The following is an 18,493-nucleotide window of genomic DNA, read 5'->3' as shown; positions in this document are numbered from 1 at the left end:
TAATACATTTTGGTCTCTAAGAATCCTGCTAATTATTGATGAAAATATTAAGAATACTTTAATAACTAAAAAAAATTCTTATATTCGTGTAATCGATTGCACTTAAATTAAAACTTAGTTATGACTCGATCAGATTTTAGATATGCACATCACCCAAACGATGTCAAAAAATACACAACAGAAGACCTAAGAGAACACTTTCTAATTCCGAATATTTTCGTGGAAAATGAGATTACTTTAACCTATACCATGTACGACAGATACATTGCGGGAGGAGCCTTTCCGGTTTCCAAAGCTCTAAGACTGGAAGCTATCGATGAACTTAAAGCGGAAAACTTCCTGGATCGTCGCGAGCTTGGTATTATTAACGTAGGTGGTAAGGGTAAAGTTACTGTAGATGGTGAGGTCTATGAAATTGGTCATAGAGAAGCACTTTATATTGGAAGAGGCAATAAAGAAGTGATTTTTGAAGCTACAGAAGAGCAACCTTATTTCTACCTGAATTCTACTCCTGCACATACGGCCTATCCGGTTAAAAAGGTTACTCGAAAGGAAGCCGAAGTGGTCGAACTGGGAGATTCAAAATATTCAAATAAGAGGGTTATTAATAAACTCCTGGTCAATTCAGTAATAGAAACCTGCCAGTTACAAATGGGGATGACCGAGCTGCATGAAGGTAATGTATGGAATACAATGCCTCCACACACCCATGAGAGAAGAATGGAAGTATACTTTTACTTCGATCTGGAAGAGGGTCAAACCATAAGTCATTTTATGGGGCAGCCGGAAGAAACAAGACATATTTTTATGAAGAATCATCAAGCGGTGATTTCGCCAGAATGGTCTATTCACGCTGGAGCAGGGACTTCCAACTATACATTTATCTGGGGAATGGCCGGTGAAAATCTGGATTATAGTGATATGGATAAAGTATCAGTAGACGGTTTAAAATAAATTATGATGAATTTATTCAGCTTAAAAGGAAAAACAGCGCTGGTGACCGGTTGCAAACGGGGAATAGGCTTCGCCATGGCAACAGCACTAGCCGAAGCCGGAGCAGATATTATTGGAGTTTCAGCAACCTTGGAAACTTCAGGATCTCAAATTGAGAGCGCTGTTATTGCCAAAGGAAGAAAGTTTAAGGGATATCAATGTGATTTTTCTAATAGAAAGGCTTTGCATGAGTTTATCGAAAGCGTAAAATCTCAAAACCCTACCATTGATATTCTTGTTAATAACGCAGGTACGATTCTCAGGGCTCCAGCTGCAGAACATTCTGATGAATATTGGGATAAGGTGATTGAAGTCAACCAAAATGCGCAGTTTATCCTTTCCAGAGAATTAGGAAAGGAAATGATCAAAAGAGGTAGTGGTAAGGTAATATTCACAGCCTCTTTACTAACATTCCAGGGAGGTATCACAGTTCCTGGTTATGCCGCTTCTAAAGGAGCAATAGGCCAACTTACCATGGCTCTTTCCAATGAATGGGCTGGAAAAGGGGTACAGGTTAATGCCATAGCGCCTGGATATATCGCGACAGATAATACCGAAGCGCTAAGAAATGATGCTGATAGAAGTGAATCTATCCTAGCAAGAATTCCAGCTGGAAGATGGGGAGAACCCGAAGATTTCAGCGGACCCGTCATTTTCCTCGCTTCCAAAGCGAGTGACTACATGAGTGGAGCTATTCTCACCGTGGACGGTGGCTGGATGGGACGCTAAATTAGCGGTTCGTGCCAGCAGATTTATTAATGTGAACAAAATTGAACATGGGTAACAAATCATTTATAACAGATAATTTTCTTCTTCAGAATAAATATGCAGAAGAACTTTATGAGCAATATGCTTCTAAACAGCCTATTATAGACTACCATAATCATTTGCCTCCTAAGGATATTGCAGAAGACAGAAATTTCGAAAATATCTCTCAAGTATGGCTTGCCGGAGACCACTATAAATGGCGTGCGATGAGAACTATGGGAGTGGATGAAAAGTTTATTACCGGTGATGCATCAGACAAGGAGAAATTTCTTGCCTGGGCCAAAACGGTGCCGCATACTTTACGTAATCCGCTTTATCACTGGACTCATCTGGAATTAAAAAGATATTTTGGTATAGATGAATTGCTGAACGAGGATAATGCTGAAAGAATCTACGAAGAAGTAAACAGGCAGTTGCAATTGCCGGAGAATTCATGTCGTGGTCTTCTGAAGAAAATGAATGTAAAGACCTTGTGTACTACGGAAGATCCTGTGGATACCTTACAATATCACCAGCAGCTGGCAACAAGTGATTGCGAGATTAAAGTAAGTACAGCCTTTAGACCAGATAAATCTATTTTAATAGAAACTGAAAATTATACTCAGTACTTAAAAGAACTTGGAAAGTCTGCCAATGTAGAAATAAAAACCTACGCAGACCTCAAAAAAGCACTATACGGTCGTATCAAATATTTTGACGCTAATGGTTGCAAACTATGTGATCACGGGTTAAATTATATCTCTTTTGAAGAATTTTCAGAAGCAGAGATTAAAGAAATCTTCAGAAAAAGACTTGAGGGAAAAGAATTGACTTCTCTTGAAATAGAGAAATTTCATACTGCGATATTACTTTATCTAAGCGAAACATACCACGAATTTGGATGGGTTCAGCAATTCCATCTTGGAGCTTTGAGAAACAACAATAAACGTATGTTGAAAGAACTTGGGCCTGATACCGGTTGGGATTCTATTGCAGATTATAGCCAGGCAGAGAATCTTTCTTCGTTTTTAGATGCCCTGGATGGCAAGGATAAACTTACAAAGACCATACTCTATAACCTTAATCCTGCAGATAACGAGATTTTTGCTACCATGGTAGGGAATTACAATGATGGTAGTGTTAAAGGTAAAGTGCAGTTTGGTTCCGGATGGTGGTTTCTGGACCAAAAAGATGGAATTATCAAACAATTAAACGCATTGTCAAATATGGGACTCGTAAGCTGCTTTATTGGTATGCTCACAGATTCCAGAAGCTTCCTGTCATTTCCCCGTCACGAATACTTTAGAAGAGTATTATGTAATTTGTTTGGACAGGAAATGGAGAGTGGCGAATTACCTAATGATATGGAACTGGTTGGAAAAACAATCGCTAATATTTCATACCATAATGCTGAAGAATACTTTGACTTTTGATGAAAAGCAATACACGACATATAGGAAAAGTAGTAACTTTTGGAGAAGTGCTCATGAGATTATCTCCTGCTGAAAATAGAAAGTTGCAGCAGTCTAATCAAATGGATTTCTTTTTTGGAGGAACAGAAATGAACGTGGCCGCTTCGCTTTGCCAATTTGGACTGCAATGCCTGCATGTAACAAATGTTTCAGATGATTTGGTAGGAGATGCTGCGATAGCTTCCATGAGACAGTTAGGTATCAATGTAACGGCTGTAAATAGAGTGGATCACCCACTGGGATTATATTTCCTTGAAGTTGGTTCTTCAGCGAGATCAAGTAAAATTGCCTACAACAGGCTTCATGGGGCCTTCGCTAATATCACAGAAGATACTGTGAATTGGGAAGATGTTCTGGAGGATTGTTCTCATTTTCACTGGACTGGGATTACTCCGGCAATTTCTGAAGGTGCTTATCACAGTTTAAGAAAAGCACTGGAAGTCGCTAAAACCAAAAATATTACCGTAACTGCAGATCCTGCATATCGCAGTAATCTGTGGAAATATGGAAAAAACGGACATCAAATATTGAAAGAACTTGTTTGTTCCTCCACCATTTTTATTGGAGGAGTAAATGAGATCAATGAAATTCTAGGAACAAATTATTCTTATAATAAGGAGCAATTTATTGAGGCGAGTAAAAGACTGATGGAAGAGTGTCCTTCTATCACGAAAGTTTTTGATAAAATTAGAACGGGTCTGAGTGCTTCCTGGCAAAAAATTTACGGCCAGGCCTGGACAGGAACAGCCTATATTTCTACTGAAGAACTGGAAATAACCTCTGTAGTCGATCGTATAGGAACGGGTGATGCTTACGCTGCCGGAATTCTATATGGACTGCAAAATTACGATGATCAAAAAACTCTTGATTTCGCCAATGCAGCCTGTGCTTTAAAACATACTATTCTTGGAGATGCCAATCTGGTAAGCGTAGATGAGGTGCTGGATGTAATGAAGGGGAATACCGGAGGAAGAATAAAAAGATAATACTCAGGCAGCAATGCTGAAAAAATAACATAGATGGCAAAATATACTAGAATTGAGGTTGCACTAACAATGAAAGAAACAGGCATCGTTCCAGTCTTTTATGATCCTGATTTAGAATTATGTAAGAAAGTTGTAGAGGCTTGTTATAATGGTGGCGCAAGAGTATTCGAATTCACCAATCGAGGTGATAACGCGCATACGGTATTTGATGCACTCAATCGCTATGTTGTTGAAAATTTACCTGGTATGATGATGGGTATTGGATCTGTGATCGATACCGGAACAACCTCCCTTTATATTCAGCTGGGAGCCAATTTCATCGTATCACCAATTGTGAATGCTGATATGGCAAGAACCTGCAATCGTAGAAAAATTGCCTGGATGCCAGGATGTGGCTCCGTAACCGAAATTTCTTATGCTGAAGAACTTGGTGCAGAGGTGGTAAAAATTTTTCCTGGTAGCCAGGTTGGAGGACCATCATTTGTGAAAGCAGTCAAAGGACCATTCCCGTGGAGTAATATTATGCCAACCGGAGGAGTAGAGCCTACAGAAGATAATTTGAAAGAATGGTTTGAAGCAGGTGTTCATTGCGTGGGTATAGGATCTAAACTTTTCAAAAGAAAGTTAGATGGTAGTTTCGACTACAAGGCTGTATCAGAAAAGGTCAAGTCTTCCCTGGAGATCGTTGAAAGATTAAAAACACAACATTGAAAAAAATAAAACACATAAAGATTCTTGCTTTTGCGGCGATTTTCACCATGCTATTCGCAGGTTGTGAGAAAGAAAGCGAAACTAAGGTAATCAAGCTTGGCCATAGTTTAGACATCAGCCATCCTGTTCACCAGGCCATGATTTTTATGGGCGAGCGTGTCATGGAAAAGTCTAATGGAAGTTTGAAAATAGATATTTATCCTAATCAGCAGTTAGGTTCTGAGCGTGAATGTCTGGAACTATTGCAAATTGGAAGCCTGGGCATGACCAAGGTTTCTACGGGCGTGATGGAGAATTTTGCACCAGGCTTAAGAGTTTTTGGTCTACCATTTTTATTCAGAGATCGTGACCATCGATTCGAAATTCTGGAAGGTAATATTGGTGAAGATTTCCTCGATTCAAGTCTTGACAAGAGGCTCAAGGGGCTTACATTTTACGATGCAGGAAGCCGGAGTTTTTATACTAAGAAACCAGTTGAAACCCCTGAGGACCTCAAGGGTTTGAAACTTAGAGTAATGGAAAGTCAAACAGCCATTAACATGGTTAAAAATCTGGGTGGTTCCCCAACTCCTATTGCCTGGGGTGAATTATACACCGCTTTACAACAGGGAATCGTAGATGGAGCAGAAAATAACCTTCCTAGTTTCCATCTTTCCAGGCATTATGAAGTTTGTAAATATTTTCTTGTAGATGAGCATACTGCATTACCAGATATGTTGGTGATTGGAACACCAGTTTGGAATAAACTTTCAGACGATGAGAAAAAATGGTTAAAGGAAGCTGCCATGGAATCCTCAGAACATCAGAAAAAATTATGGCGCGATGCTGAATTGGAAGCACTGGCAAAAATCAAGGAAGCCGGAGTGCAGGTTTTACAGGCGAACAAAGATGAATTTAGAGATATGGTGCAGCCAATGTATGATGAATTCAAAGAGGATGCCGATATGAAAAAAATTATTGAAGAAATACAGGAGGCGAAATGAAAGCAAGTTTAGACAAAATTCTGGGATCCTTCCTGGTGGTACTTATGACCATTATGGTTATGGCTGTACTCTGGCAGGTATTTTCCAGATACGTGATGCAGTCTCCAAGTTCTATCACAGAGGAACTAGCGAGGTATTTGTTGATCTGGATCGGTATCCTGGGAGCTGCATATGCTGCCGGACAACAACAGCATCTTTCTATCAATTTACTGGAAGAGAAACTAGAAAAGAATAAAAAGAAGAAACTAAAGATTTTTATCAATCTCCTTATCATTTTCTTCGGAATCACTGTTTTAATTATTGGAGGAAGTAATCTTGTTTATGTCAATTACATTCTAGGACAAAGTTCAGCTGCCTTGGAAATACCTCTATTTGTGGTCTATCTCGTAGTTCCGCTAAGTGGTGCACTTATTATCTTTTACAAAATCAATGAAATTATGAACCCGGAGAAATATCTTGTTTAGTATGCTTTCAGAAATTTTAATCCTGGTCATTTCATTTATAGTTCTCCTTTCCATTGGAGTTCCAGTAGCCTGGTCCATTGGTTTGTCATGTCTTTTTACTATGATGGCAACTATAAACTCTCTCGCTGCATTCACTACTGTTTCCCAAAGAATGGCGACTGGCCTGGATAGTTTTTCATTACTGGCTATCCCTTTCTTTATTCTTGCCGGCCAGATCATGAATCAAGGTGGAATAGCAAACCGACTCATAAACTTTGCAAAGGCGCTCATTGGAGCACTCCCCGGAGGTTTAATCTATGTGAATGTTATTGCAGCGATGCTTTTTGGAGCAATATCAGGCTCTGCGGTAGCAGCAGCTTCAGCAATAGGTGGAATTTTAGGACCACCTATGGAAAAAGAGAATTATTCGAAAGAATTTGGTGCGGCAATTAATGTAACCGCTTCCACAACCGGTCTGGTCATACCACCGTCTAATGTATTGATCGTCTATTCTTTGGCCAGTGGTGGTGTATCTATTGCATCCCTGTTTCTAGCAGGTTATTTACCAGGGATATTAATGGGACTATCACTTATGCTTGTGGCTGCAGTTTGGATTAAGAAGAAAAAATATCCTGCGGGTAATAAAACCAGCACCGCTCTTATAGCTTCCACTTTTCTTAAAGCCTTACCAAGTTTATTATTACTGGTAGTGGTGATTGGTGGAATCGTTTCCGGAATTTTCACAGCGACTGAAGCTTCAGGAATTGCTGTTCTATACTGTCTTGTACTTTCGTTTATTTACCGGGAACTAAATTTCTCTAAACTTCAGCAGGTATTTCTAAGTTCTGTGAGTACCACAGCGATCGTGATGTTATTAATCGCGACATCCATGAGTATGTCATGGGTAATGTCTTATGAAAACATTCCGCAGTCGGTGAGTGAAGCTTTACTGGCTTTAAGCGATAATAAATATGTAATCCTATTAATCATCAACCTGCTACTATTGTTCGTAGGAACATTTATGGATATGACTCCTGCGGTACTCATTTTCACACCAATATTTTTACCGGTGATGGAAAATCTAGGGGTAGATCCTGTGCATTTTGGGATCATCATGGTGATGAACCTCTGTGTAGGATTATGCACACCACCGGTTGGCTCAGTACTCTTTATTGGAGTAGGTGTCGCCAAAACTAGTATACAAAAAGTTATAAAACCTTTATTGCCATTATATGTAGTGATGGCCATAGTCCTTTTGCTGGTGACGTTTATTCCGGCAATTAGCCTGTGGTTACCACAAATGTTTGAATAAAATTACGATTCTATGGAGACTACAAAATATAAAAGACTAAGCCGTGAACGTGTTGGGATTCCTGCACAATTGCCTATAAAGATCGTTCAGTATGGAGAAGGAAATTTTCTTCGTGCATTCGTAGATTACTTGGTAAACAAAATGAATGCTGAAGCCAATTTTAATGCGGGTGTCGCGGTGATTCAACCACTTGCAGGTGGTATGATTAATATTTTAGATGAGCAGGATGGTTTGTATAACCTGTTTATGAAAGGTGTAAAACAGGGAAAAGAAATACAGGAGACTGAGTTGATTAGCTGTATCCAGAAGAGTTACGATCCTTATATAGATTATAAAGCATATCTGCAACTTGCGAAAGAAGAGCAACTCGAATTTCTAATTAGCAATACGACCGAAGCCGGAATCGCTTATAATGGCGAGGATAAATTTCAGCAATATCCACATCAAAGCTTTCCCGCGAAAGTGACTGCTTTACTCTACGAAAGGTTTAAGCATTTTAAAGGTAATCCAGATAAAGGACTAACCATCATCCCTTGTGAACTTATTAATCATAATGCAGATAATCTCAAGAAGATCATTTTGCAATATGCCAAATCCTGGGAGTTAGAGCAAAACTTTGTTGATTGGGTGAATGAACATAACAGTTTTCACAATACGCTGGTAGACCGTATCGTGCCTGGCTACCCTAAGGACGATATTGAGCAATATCAGGACCAGTTGGAATTTGAAGATACTTTAATCGTTTCTGCTGAAGTTTTTCTGCTTTGGGTGATTGAAGGGGATGGGAAATTGAAATCGAGAATACCTTTTAATAAAATCGATGAAAATGTTCTAATTGTAGATGATCTTCAGCCTTATCGTACACGAAAAGTGAGGATACTGAATGGTGCGCATACTACAATGGTTCCTTTTTCTATATTATTCGGAAATGATACCGTTAAAGAAACTGTAGATCATGGGTTTACCGGTAAATTTATTAAGGAAGCAGTTTTTGAGGAAATCAATCCAACTTTATCATTGCCTCCTGAAGAATTAGATTCCTTCGCTGAAGAAGTTTTCGATAGATTCAGAAATCCATTCATTAAACATCAGCTTTCAAGTATTGCACTTAATAGTATTTCAAAATTTAAGGTGAGAGTATTGCCAAGCCTGCTCGGTTTTCAGCAAAAATTTGATCGATTACCGCTTAGATTAACCTTTGCATTCGCTTGTTTGATTAGGTTCTATGATGGAAAATGGAAAGGTGAAAGCTTACCCGTTAAGGATGATGAGGCAACGGTAAGCACTTTGAAAAAGATATGGGAATCGCACAGTTATAACGAAATAGCTAAGAACGTGCTTTCCAAAACCGAATTCTGGGATTCAGATCTAAATGAAATTCCGGGTCTTAAGCAACACATAGCCTATGCACTCGAACTTATAGATAATAAGGGAATTGAAAGTGGATACGAGGCATTTTCAGAAAAATTCAGCAGTAATTAAAACTTTACGTGATGAAGAGTAACCTAATTAAAGTACATCCAGAAGACAATGTAGCCATCGCGCTGGTAAATCTATTCCAGGGAGACCAGGTAGAATTTGAGGGTGAAAATTTAATGATCATTTCTGATGTTGAGGCCAAGCACAAAATTAGCATGGTAGATCTTGCTGCGAACGATAAGATCTACATGTACGGTGTGCTTGTGGGAAAAGCTACGGAAGAAATTAAACGCGGCGGAGTTCTTACCGTGGATAATGTGAAGCATGAAGCCAGCCAGACTTTTAAGAAATCTGAAGTTACCAAATGGCAGGCGCCAGATGTTTCCAAATGGGAGAATAAAACCTTTATGGGGTATCATCGTCCAGATGGACAGGTGGGAACGGCCAATGTATGGTTGTTTTTCCCGCTTGTATTTTGCGAAAACCGAAATGTGGAGCTTCTGAAGGATGTTTTCGAGAAAGAATTTTCCTTCCATAAGTCTCCAAAGCAACGACAGTTGCTACGAAATCTAATTAGTGGTGATGATGAGAATACAAAGATTGAATTCGATGAGAAAGAATCTGGAGTATTCGATAATATTGAAGTGAAATTTATAACGCACCAGGGTGGTTGTGGAGGAATTCGTCAGGATTCTGTCATGCTTTCAAAACTTCTAGCCGGTTATGTAAACAATCCAAATGTTGCCGGAGCAACAGTTCTAAGCTTAGGCTGCCAAAACTTACAGATCGATATCTTTAAAAGTGCCCTTGAGCAGATCAATACAGATATCCAGAAGCCAGTGCTTATATATGAGCAACAGCAAATGGGAACTGTTGATGAAATGCTGAATACTATAATTCGTGATTCATTTGAAGGCATAAAAAAGGCTAATGATATTAAAAGAGAACCGGCACCTCTTTCCAAATTAAAGTTAGGTTTGGAATGTGGCGGATCTGATGGGTTTTCAGGAATTTCGGCAAATCCAGCCTTGGGTTACGCTTCAGATGTGCTAGCAGCATTAGGTGGATCTCCAATTCTTTCTGAATTCCCGGAATTATGCGGTGTAGAGCAGGAGCTAGTAAATCGATGTGCAGATGAAGAAACTGCTAATAAATTTATGGAGTTGATGAAATCTTACGAAAATGCGGCGGAAGCTGCAGGTTCTGGATTTGATATGAACCCATCTCCAGGAAATATTAAGGATGGGCTTATAACAGACGCGATGAAATCTGCCGGTGCAGCTAAAAAAGGCGGGACTTCGCCAATACAGGCAGTGCTGGATTACGGTGAATATGTTCATAAACCGGGACTTAACCTATTGTGTACTCCCGGAAATGATGTAGAAAGTACTACCGGGATGGTAGGATCTGGTGCGAACGTGGTGGTATTTACCACCGGTTTGGGAACTCCTACTGGGAACCCAATTACACCGGTAATCAAGATGTCATCTAATTCGACCTTGGCCCGCAGAATGCCAGATATCATAGATGTGGATGCAGGAGCGGTAATTAGAGGAGAGAAAACGATCCCGGAAATGGGAGAAGAACTTCTTAGTTATATCATACAAGTTGCCAGTGGAGAAATTACCTCCAAAGCAGATCAGCTCAACCAGGACGATTTTATTCCGTGGAAACGAGGAGTTTCTCTTTAAATTGAAAACTTTACAGATCTTTATTCAGCTGGACTAAGTTCCGGCTGGATGTTTCTCTTATAAATAATTCTGGAGGAAGAACAACCTTTTTTTCGATACTCAGATTTTTCTTTTCCTTGACCTGCTCTAGAAAGACCTGCGCCGCGATTTTTCCCATTATTTGTGGAGTCTGGTCTATAGAGGTTATAGGCAATTCCATATATTTTGTAAAAGGTTCATTACTAAAACCTACGACACATACTTCTTCAGGAATTTTAATTTTCCTGGCTCTCAACTCCTGTATTGCTCCTAAAGCAGCATAATCCCCGGCAGAAAAAATTGCATCAGGTTTTTTATCTAGTTTCCAGAGATCTTCCACCGCCTGCATCCCAGACTCTATTTTACTACTCGTCTGGATCACGAAATCAGGCTCAAATTTAATCTGGTTTGCTTCAAGAGCGGCTTTGTATCCTTCAAAACGGTTTTTATAAATTTCCAGATTAATATCACCAGATAGGTGGGCAATTTTACTGCAGCCTTCCTTGATCAAATGTTCCGTAGCCATAAACCCCGCCTTGTAATCATCGAGTACTACTGAACTTACTCCGGGAACATCGATCTTCCTATCAAAGAATACAATGGGAGTTCCACCTTCCTGTGCTTTTCGTATATGATCGGTATTCTGCGTTGTCTTGGAAACAGACATGAAGACGCCGTCGATCTGGGTATTTAAAAGGGTGTTTAATTGTTCCGCTTCATCTTTTACCTCTTCGTGAGACTGGCAAATTATGATGTGATATCCTTCAGGGGTAAGCTCTTCTTCAATTCCACGAATTACTGAAGAGAAAAAACTCCTGTTTATGTAAGGCACGATTACCCCAACGTTATTAGTTCTTCCTTTCTTGAGAGCCTGTGCGAGTCGGTTTTGCTTGTAGTTCATCGCTACAGCAGTTTCTGCAACCAGTTTTCTGGTCTTTTCGCTTATTTTGGGATTGTTGTTAAGGGCTCGTGAAACGGTTGCCGCGCTGATATTAAGCTTTTTCGAAATATCATATATAGTAACCTTTTCTGTGTTTTTCATGTAGGTTGAATTGGTAGACCTTTAGCTTTATTGCACCAAATTTCATAATTACAAAACCATTTTCGGTATTCTGGTTTCGATTTGGCAAATATTAGCGCATAAAATCCATTTTCACTAAAAATACTGAAATATTTTAATAATAAAATAGAATACATTAATTTAAGCAATCGATTACAAAGATATACATCATGTTTAAGATCCTACGAGATTCAATCATTATTCTACTAATAATTGCGGCAAACTCAAACGCTACTTTAGCCCAGTCTTCAGCCTTGGAACCCTTTGATATTATAGTATCCCAGGATGATGATGGAGATTTCAAAAAAGTTCAGGAAGCGATTAATAGCGTTCCGGATTTCAGAAAAAATGAGACAAGGATTTTGATAAAGAATGGTACTTACAAGGAAAAACTGGTTTTGCCGACCTCAAAGACGAATGTGACGTTTATTGGAGAGGATAAATATAAAACCATACTTACTTTTGATGATTACGCTCAAAAGATGAATCGTTTTGACGAAGAGATGGGAACCACTGGTTCAAGCTCGTTTTTTGTCTTTGGAAATAATTTTAGGGCAGAAAATATAACTTTTGAGAATAGCGCTGGTCCGGTTGGACAGGCCGTAGCTGTGCGAGTAGATGGAGATAAGGCTATTTTTATCAATTGTAGATTTCTTGGGAATCAGGACACCCTTTACCTCCACGGGAAAGAAAGCCGGCAATATTATAAGAACTGTTATATTGAAGGTACTACCGACTTTATTTTTGGCTGGTCTACGGCGGTATTTGAGAATTGTGAAATTTATTGCAAGGAAGGGGGACATTATATAACTGCCGCTTCTACCGAAGAAGGTGCAGATTATGGTTTTGTGTTTATTGACTCAAGAATTACTGGAGATGCTCCGGAGGCTAGTTTTTACCTCGGCAGACCATGGAGAGATTATGCTCAGACAGTTTTTATTAATACTGAAGTTCCCTCGATCATTAAAGCTGAAGGATGGCATAATTGGAGTAAGCCCGAAGCAGAGAAAACCGTTTATTACGGAGAATACAATTCTACTGGTGCGGGCGCTACCATGGAAAAGAGAGTGACATGGGCAAAACACATAGACAGCACTGAAGTGAGTAGATTTACAAGAAGTAAAGTTCTAGCAGGAGAAGATGCATGGAATCCAGAATTAAAATAACTGCATCTGCGAATCCTTCGATATATCCTTCACATACTACATATTCCATAGCTAAGAAGCTAGATTTTTACAACTTCCATAATTTTTAAGTCAAATTATTGTGTAAACTGAATTAGCTTTACTATTTTAGTGCAATCGATTACAATTATAGAATGAAAAAAGATACGATTATTAATTTTATCATCAACGCAGTAGTTTTTGGGTTGATTTTTATGCTGGCTTCCTGTAAAGCTGGTGCTCAGGATTTCAATTCAGATAAAGCCTGGCAGAAAGCCGATGATATTATCAAAAGCATTGTGGTACCACAATTTCAAGATAAAACTTTTAATGTTAGAGATTATGGTGCCATTGCCGATGGAAAAAGATTGAATACCGAAGCTTTTAAAAAAGCCATCGATGCCTGTAATGAGCAGGGAGGTGGGAAAGTTTTAGTACCATCAGGTAAATACCTAACGGGTCCCATTCACTTAAAGTCAAATGTGAATTTTCATCTTTCAGAAGGAGCCGAGATCTTATTTACTGAAGATAAATCGGCATATCTCCCTATGGTACATACTTCTTACGAGGGAATGGAACTAATGAATTATTCTCCTTTAATTTATGCGAAGGGTCAAAAAAATATAGCTGTAACCGGAAAAGGTGTTTTTAATGGTCAGGCAGATAACGATAACTGGTGGCCCTGGGCTGGAAAAGAGGAATATGGCTATCAGAAAGATGATGCAAGACAGCAGGATGATCACAATCTTCCACGTTTAAGAAACATGATTGCCGAGCAAAATCCTATAGAAGAAAGAATTTTTGGACCCGATCACCAAATGCGCCCAACATTCTTTGAGTCATTTGAATGTGAAAATATCCTTGTTCAAGGAGTGACTTTTACCAATGCTCCTTTCTGGATCATACATCCTATAAAAAGTAATAATATAACGGTTGATGGCGTAACAGTGCGCAGTCATGGACCTAATAATGATGGTTGTGATCCTGAATATTCTAGAAACGTACATATAAAAAATTCAGTTTTTGATACTGGTGACGATTGTATCGCTATTAAATCTGGTCGTAACAATGACGGGCGCCGCGTAAACATTCCAAGTGAAAATATTGTGATCGAGAACTGCGAAATGGCAGACGGTCATGGCGGTGTAGTGATGGGCAGTGAGATTTCTGCTGGAGTTCGAAATGTGTTTGTTAGAAATTGTACGATGGATAGTCCAAACCTGGATCGCGCTATTAGAATCAAAACAAATACCATTCGCGGTGGTTTTGTAGAAGATATTTATGTAAAGGATCTTCAAATAGGTCAGGTAAAAGAAGCTGTATTACGTATCAATACCTTTTATGGAATTTATGACAAGCAGGAGGGAGAATATATTCCTAGAATCAAAAACATATTTCTAGAAAATATTAGCGTTGAAAATGGCGGGGAATATGGAGTTTTGATAAAAGGAAGAGAGCAGGAGCCGGTTAAAAATGTGGTAATGAAGAACGTCACTATCAAGAGTACAGAGACACCACTTGAGATCGAAAATTGCGAACCAATTAAATTTATAAATACCACTATTAACGGTAAAGAATTTTAGATTATGAAAAGATATTTAATTCCGGTTCTGGTAGCTATTTCGGTCATATCCTGTAAACAGGAGAATAAGGAAAAAAATGTAGCAGCAGATTCTCAAACTAGCAGTCAGAATTCAAATTCTCAGAAAACTTATGCTGAAATTTCAGTAAAAGAAGGTGGACAATGGGAAGGGCGTGAATATATGAACGGAGAATTTAAAAATGTTGAGAGTCTGGAAGTGCCGCAAGAGCATACAGACCACTCCTGGTATATTCGCTATGAAGGTCCGGGTTGGGAGAATCAGCAAGTTGGTTACAGACTTTATCTGGATTGGCGAAATGCTATAGATATCTTCGGAAAAAAGGTTGACACACTTGTTTTACCTTTTGTTGGCCAGGATGGATTTGATTCTTATCATGAAAATGCAGATTGGGGTCAGGATATTCTTAAGGCTGGAAAATCAATGGGAATTGGTGGTTATGGAAGGTATATGAATGACACCGTTGCACATTTCAGAAATGTAAATAACACGAAGGCTAGAGTTAATAATTCTGAAGGAAGCTCTACTGTTTCGATCAATTATGAAGGCTGGAGCACGGGTACGGATACGATAGATCTTGAAGCGAGTTTAAGTATCTTTCCTGAGGGAAGATTTACGAAGGCTGAACTAACTCCTTCTAAGGAAATCACAGGTCTTACTACGGGAATTGTAAAACACGGACCTGAGCTTATGACCGGGACAAGCGATAATGGAGAGTGGGCATACATTGCGAATTATGGAGCGCAAACATTGGTGAACGATCAAGACAATCTTGGAATGGCACTTTTCTACAAAACGAAGCAGTTGGATCGCCAGATTGAAGGCACAGATGATCACCTGGTAATTTTCAAACCAACTACAAAAACCATTACTTATTATTTTCTGGCCGCATGGGAACAGGAAAAAGACGGAATTACCAGCGAAGATGAATTTAAAACGCATGTAGCCGAAGTTCTTGAAGAATTGAATTCCAATACCTTAAAATAATTTTAATGAAAATCCTGACTCATAAATTACATTTTAGTTTCATCCTTTTGTTGATGGCGATTTGCTTTGTTGGCTGTAAACATAATGGTGACAGACAAAAAAAGGAAATCGCTTCAGCAGAAAAGAATCAGGAAAAAGGTATTCCGGAAAACTTGAAATGGTCTGAGAGAATGATGCTTTCAGAAATGGAAAGATTTCCTGAAGCATCCAAACTGGATTTTCGAGATAAACCAAAATGGAGCTACACGAATGGTTTGGTGCTAAAAGCTGCTCAGGAAGTGTTTGAAAAAACCGGGGATGAGCGTTACTACCAGTATATCTATAACTATGCTGATACCATGATCAAGAAGGATGGCGATATTAGAACTTACAAGTTAAGTGATCAAAACCTCGATATGCTAAACTCTGGAAACTCCTTGCTTTTTCTTTATCCCAAAACTAAAGAAGAGCGTTTTATGGACGCTTTGATACTTCTTAGAAGTCAGATCGACACGCAACCACGCACAAAAGAAGGTGGTATGTGGCACAAAGAACGCTATACGGAACAAATGTGGTTGGATGGACTCTATATGGCGCATCCATTTTATGCTCATTATACGAAAATGTATAGCGAAGGAGAGGAAGCCGAAGAAGCTTATGATGATATCATAAAGCAATTTGACCTTATTCAGCAGTTTGCTTACGATCCTGAAACAGGATTATTGTACCATGGCTGGGATTCCAGTAAAAAACAAAAATGGGCAAATGAACAAACAGGGACTTCGCCAAATTTCTGGTCCAGAGCTATGGGTTGGTATGGTATGGCACTGGTAGATGTATTAGATTATCTTCCGGAAGATCACGAGGGGCGTGATAAGCTGATAGGCTATTTGAATCGCTTTGCTGAAGCTTTAGTGAAATATCAGGATATGGAATCCGGACTTTGGTATCAGGTTCTTGACCAGGGAGATAGAGATGGAAATTACCTAGAAGCCTCAGGTACAGCGATGTTTAGTTATACGTTCGCCAAAGCAGCGAAAAAAGGCTACCTGCCTCAAAAGTATATGAATGTAGCAGAAAAAGCTTATGACGGTATACTGAAAAATCTGATTACTGTTGAAGAGGATGGCTTGGTAAATCTAAACCAGGTTTGTGCAGTGGCCGGACTTGGTGGTGATCCTTATCGCGACGCTTCGTACGAATATTATGTGAATGAAGAAATTCGCAGCAACGATCCTAAAGGTACAGGGCCATTTATTCTAGCTAGTCTACAACTAGACAGATAATCAAATTAACTTTAATGCGTTTTTTCAATTACTTCATATTAGTTATTTCGGTATCCCTTGCTGCTCAGCAAAAGGAGCATACTTCTAAAGTCTGGATTGCTGATAATGGAGATGGTACTTATACCAACCCGATTTTGCACGCAGATTATTCAGACCCTGATGTCGCGAGAATAGGTGATGATTATTATATGACCGCTTCCAGTTTTAATACTTCGCCGGGATTGCCAATTCTGCATTCGAAGGACATGGTGAACTGGAAATTGATCAACTACGCCCTTCCAAAGCAAGTTCCTACTCAAACTTTTGAAGTTCCGCAGCATGGAAACGGAGTTTGGGCACCAAGCATTAGAACACACAACAACGAATTATATATTTACTGGGGAGATCCCGATTTTGGCATCTATATGGTGAAAACCAGCGATCCTAAAGGAAACTGGGAAAATCCGGTTCTGGTAATGGAAGGAAAAGGACTTATAGATCCTTCTCCGCTCTGGGATGAAGATGGTAAGGCTTATCTGGTTCACGCTTACGCAGGTAGTCGTGCCGGAGTAAAAAGCCTCCTTACAGTGAATAAAATGAATGAGGAAGGAACCAAAGTTCTTGATGCAGGTAGGCATGTTTTTGACGGGCATGATGCTCATCCAACTGTAGAAGGTTCAAAATTTTATAAGAGAAATGGATATTACTACATCTTCGCTCCTGCCGGCGGAGTTGCTACAGGATGGCAGCTTATATTAAGATCGAAAGATATATACGGTCCCTATGATGAGAAAGTAGTGCTGGAACAGGGAACAACATCCATTAATGGTCCGCATCAGGGTGCATGGGTGGAAACACCGGAAGGAGAAGACTGGTTCTACCATTTTCAGGATGTTGATGCTTACGGTCGCATTGTGCATTTACAGCCTATGATATGGGAAAATGATTGGCCGGTGATGGGTGAGGATCTGGATGGAAACGGTATTGGAGAACCGGTTAAAACACACGAAAAACCAAATGTTGGAAAAGATTATCCTATAGTAACTCCGAGGGAAAGTACCGAATTTGAGGCTGATAGCCTGGGTCTACAATGGCAATGGCAGGCCAACCCGCAAGTAGTGTGGCATGCAAAATTACCGGGAAAGGATTATCTGAGATTATTTTCGATAAAGGTTCAGGATGACTATCAAAATCTTTGGATGACTCCGAATCTACTTTTGCAGAAATTCCCTGCCCCAGATTTTACAGTGACTACAAAACTTAAATTATTTCCGCAAGAAGCTGACAAAGGTAAAAGTGCAGGACTTATTATCATGGGAATGGATTATGCTACATTAACACTAACTCATGATGCTGAGGGATATATCATAAAACAGACAGAAGCAATCAATGCGATTGATGGAGCGGAAGAAATTAGAATTATTGAAGAAAGAATTGCTACAAATGAAGTCATTTTTCGCGTTGAGGTTAGTGCCCCAGATGCAATGTGCCAGTTCAGTTACAGTGAAAATGGTAAAGATTTCACCAAGGTTGGAAAACCTTTTAAAGCACAACCTGGGAAATGGATTGGCGCCAAAGTAGGGCTTTTCAGTGTAAGTACTCAGGAATCGAAACGAGGGGGTTATGCAGATGTGGAATACTTCAGAATAACAAAATAGGCTAA

Annotated in this window: 16 protein-coding genes; 15 read left to right on the top strand and 1 reads right to left on the bottom strand. The window is 39.4% G+C overall.

Annotated features, from left to right (window positions below; genetic code table 11):
* Nucleotides 1-120 precede the first annotated feature (120 nt).
* Genes kduI through JM79_RS00950 form a run of 10 tightly spaced genes read left to right on the top strand, consistent with a single transcriptional unit; the run spans nt 121 to nt 10,757 of the window.
* Nucleotides 121-954: a 5-dehydro-4-deoxy-D-glucuronate isomerase gene (gene kduI, locus JM79_RS00995; protein WP_141876379.1), complete on the top strand. Its 834-nt coding sequence runs from the start codon at nt 121-123 to the stop codon at nt 952-954.
* Between the two features lie 3 nt (nt 955-957).
* Entirely contained in the window at nt 958-1,722 is a 765-nt protein-coding gene (locus JM79_RS00990; protein WP_141876378.1) for an SDR family NAD(P)-dependent oxidoreductase, read from the top strand.
* Between the two features lie 47 nt (nt 1,723-1,769).
* Nucleotides 1,770-3,173 carry a glucuronate isomerase gene (uxaC, locus tag JM79_RS00985; protein WP_141876377.1) on the top strand — a complete coding sequence of 468 codons (1,404 nt, stop codon included), beginning with the start codon at nt 1,770-1,772 and terminating at the stop codon, nt 3,171-3,173.
* On the top strand, nt 3,173-4,198 hold the full coding sequence (locus tag JM79_RS00980; protein WP_141876376.1) for a sugar kinase: 1,026 nt from the start codon (nt 3,173-3,175) through the stop codon (nt 4,196-4,198). The genes uxaC and JM79_RS00980 overlap by 1 nt, the downstream gene beginning before the upstream one ends.
* 33 nt (nt 4,199-4,231) lie before the next feature.
* A complete protein-coding gene (locus JM79_RS00975) occupies nt 4,232-4,909 on the top strand; it encodes a bifunctional 4-hydroxy-2-oxoglutarate aldolase/2-dehydro-3-deoxy-phosphogluconate aldolase (protein WP_141876375.1) in 678 nt (225 codons plus the stop codon).
* Nucleotides 4,906-5,892 carry a TRAP transporter substrate-binding protein gene (locus JM79_RS00970; RefSeq protein WP_347707193.1) on the top strand — a complete coding sequence of 329 codons (987 nt, stop codon included), beginning with the start codon at nt 4,906-4,908 and terminating at the stop codon, nt 5,890-5,892. Before JM79_RS00975 ends, JM79_RS00970 begins: the two co-directional genes overlap by 4 nt.
* Nucleotides 5,889-6,356, top strand: a complete 468-nt coding sequence (locus JM79_RS00965) for a TRAP transporter small permease (protein ID WP_141876374.1) — start codon at nt 5,889-5,891, stop codon at nt 6,354-6,356. Before JM79_RS00970 ends, JM79_RS00965 begins: the two co-directional genes overlap by 4 nt.
* A gap of 1 nt (nt 6,357) precedes the next feature.
* The gene (locus JM79_RS00960; RefSeq protein WP_141876373.1) at nt 6,358-7,647 is read left to right on the top strand and encodes a TRAP transporter large permease; all 1,290 of its coding nucleotides are present in this window, start codon (nt 6,358-6,360) and stop codon (nt 7,645-7,647) included.
* Nucleotides 7,648-7,659: 12 nt separating this feature from the next.
* A complete protein-coding gene (locus tag JM79_RS00955) occupies nt 7,660-9,129 on the top strand; it encodes a tagaturonate reductase (RefSeq protein WP_141876372.1) in 1,470 nt (489 codons plus the stop codon).
* An 11-nt stretch (nt 9,130-9,140) separates the two neighbouring features.
* Complete coding sequence (locus tag JM79_RS00950; RefSeq protein WP_141876371.1) at nt 9,141-10,757, top strand: altronate dehydratase family protein; 1,617 nt, start codon at nt 9,141-9,143, stop codon at nt 10,755-10,757.
* Between the two features lie 10 nt (nt 10,758-10,767).
* On the opposite strand, the gene JM79_RS00945 is transcribed toward JM79_RS00950, so the two are convergent.
* Entirely contained in the window at nt 10,768-11,817 is a 1,050-nt protein-coding gene (locus JM79_RS00945; RefSeq protein ID WP_141876370.1) for a LacI family DNA-binding transcriptional regulator, read from the bottom strand.
* 188 nt (nt 11,818-12,005) lie between these two features.
* On the opposite strand from JM79_RS00945, the gene JM79_RS00940 reads away from it, so the two are divergent.
* The 5 genes from JM79_RS00940 (at nt 12,006) to JM79_RS00920 (ending at nt 18,488) form a co-directional block, all read left to right on the top strand.
* Entirely contained in the window at nt 12,006-13,001 is a 996-nt protein-coding gene (locus tag JM79_RS00940) for a pectinesterase family protein (protein WP_141876369.1), read from the top strand.
* A gap of 152 nt (nt 13,002-13,153) precedes the next feature.
* Nucleotides 13,154-14,581, top strand: a complete 1,428-nt coding sequence (locus JM79_RS00935; protein ID WP_260443346.1) for a glycoside hydrolase family 28 protein — start codon at nt 13,154-13,156, stop codon at nt 14,579-14,581.
* A gap of 3 nt (nt 14,582-14,584) precedes the next feature.
* Nucleotides 14,585-15,586 (top strand): DUF4861 family protein, encoded by a 1,002-nt coding sequence (locus JM79_RS00930; protein ID WP_141876368.1) that lies wholly within the window; start codon nt 14,585-14,587, stop codon nt 15,584-15,586.
* Nucleotides 15,587-15,591: 5 nt separating this feature from the next.
* Nucleotides 15,592-16,851, top strand: coding sequence for a glycoside hydrolase family 88 protein (locus JM79_RS00925; protein ID WP_141876367.1), 1,260 nt, complete (start codon nt 15,592-15,594; stop codon nt 16,849-16,851).
* A gap of 14 nt (nt 16,852-16,865) precedes the next feature.
* A complete protein-coding gene (locus JM79_RS00920; RefSeq protein ID WP_141876366.1) occupies nt 16,866-18,488 on the top strand; it encodes a glycoside hydrolase 43 family protein in 1,623 nt (540 codons plus the stop codon).
* Nucleotides 18,489-18,493 lie beyond the last annotated feature (5 nt).

Source organism: Gramella sp. Hel_I_59, assembly GCF_006714895.1.
In the GTDB taxonomy this organism is placed as follows: domain Bacteria; phylum Bacteroidota; class Bacteroidia; order Flavobacteriales; family Flavobacteriaceae; genus Christiangramia.
Note: the sequence above shows the minus strand (reverse complement) of the source record. Positions and strands in the feature narration are given on the sequence as shown.

Excerpts from the sequence above, each read along its gene's own strand:
- kduI (WP_141876379.1), top strand. The coding sequence starts at position 121 with ATGACTCGATCAGATTTTAGATATGCACATCACCCAAACGATGTCAAA.
- JM79_RS00990 (WP_141876378.1), top strand. The coding sequence starts at position 958 with ATGATGAATTTATTCAGCTTAAAAGGAAAAACAGCGCTGGTGACCGGT.
- uxaC (WP_141876377.1), top strand. The coding sequence starts at position 1,770 with ATGGGTAACAAATCATTTATAACAGATAATTTTCTTCTTCAGAATAAA.
- JM79_RS00980 (WP_141876376.1), top strand. The coding sequence starts at position 3,173 with ATGAAAAGCAATACACGACATATAGGAAAAGTAGTAACTTTTGGAGAA.
- JM79_RS00975 (WP_141876375.1), top strand. The coding sequence starts at position 4,232 with ATGGCAAAATATACTAGAATTGAGGTTGCACTAACAATGAAAGAAACA.
- JM79_RS00965 (WP_141876374.1), top strand. The coding sequence starts at position 5,889 with ATGAAAGCAAGTTTAGACAAAATTCTGGGATCCTTCCTGGTGGTACTT.
- JM79_RS00960 (WP_141876373.1), top strand. The coding sequence starts at position 6,358 with ATGCTTTCAGAAATTTTAATCCTGGTCATTTCATTTATAGTTCTCCTT.
- JM79_RS00955 (WP_141876372.1), top strand. The coding sequence starts at position 7,660 with ATGGAGACTACAAAATATAAAAGACTAAGCCGTGAACGTGTTGGGATT.
- JM79_RS00950 (WP_141876371.1), top strand. The coding sequence starts at position 9,141 with ATGAAGAGTAACCTAATTAAAGTACATCCAGAAGACAATGTAGCCATC.
- JM79_RS00945 (WP_141876370.1), bottom strand. The coding sequence starts at position 11,817 with ATGAAAAACACAGAAAAGGTTACTATATATGATATTTCGAAAAAGCTT.
- JM79_RS00940 (WP_141876369.1), top strand. The coding sequence starts at position 12,006 with ATGTTTAAGATCCTACGAGATTCAATCATTATTCTACTAATAATTGCG.
- JM79_RS00935 (WP_260443346.1), top strand. The coding sequence starts at position 13,154 with ATGAAAAAAGATACGATTATTAATTTTATCATCAACGCAGTAGTTTTT.
- JM79_RS00930 (WP_141876368.1), top strand. The coding sequence starts at position 14,585 with ATGAAAAGATATTTAATTCCGGTTCTGGTAGCTATTTCGGTCATATCC.
- JM79_RS00925 (WP_141876367.1), top strand. The coding sequence starts at position 15,592 with ATGAAAATCCTGACTCATAAATTACATTTTAGTTTCATCCTTTTGTTG.
- JM79_RS00920 (WP_141876366.1), top strand. The coding sequence starts at position 16,866 with ATGCGTTTTTTCAATTACTTCATATTAGTTATTTCGGTATCCCTTGCT.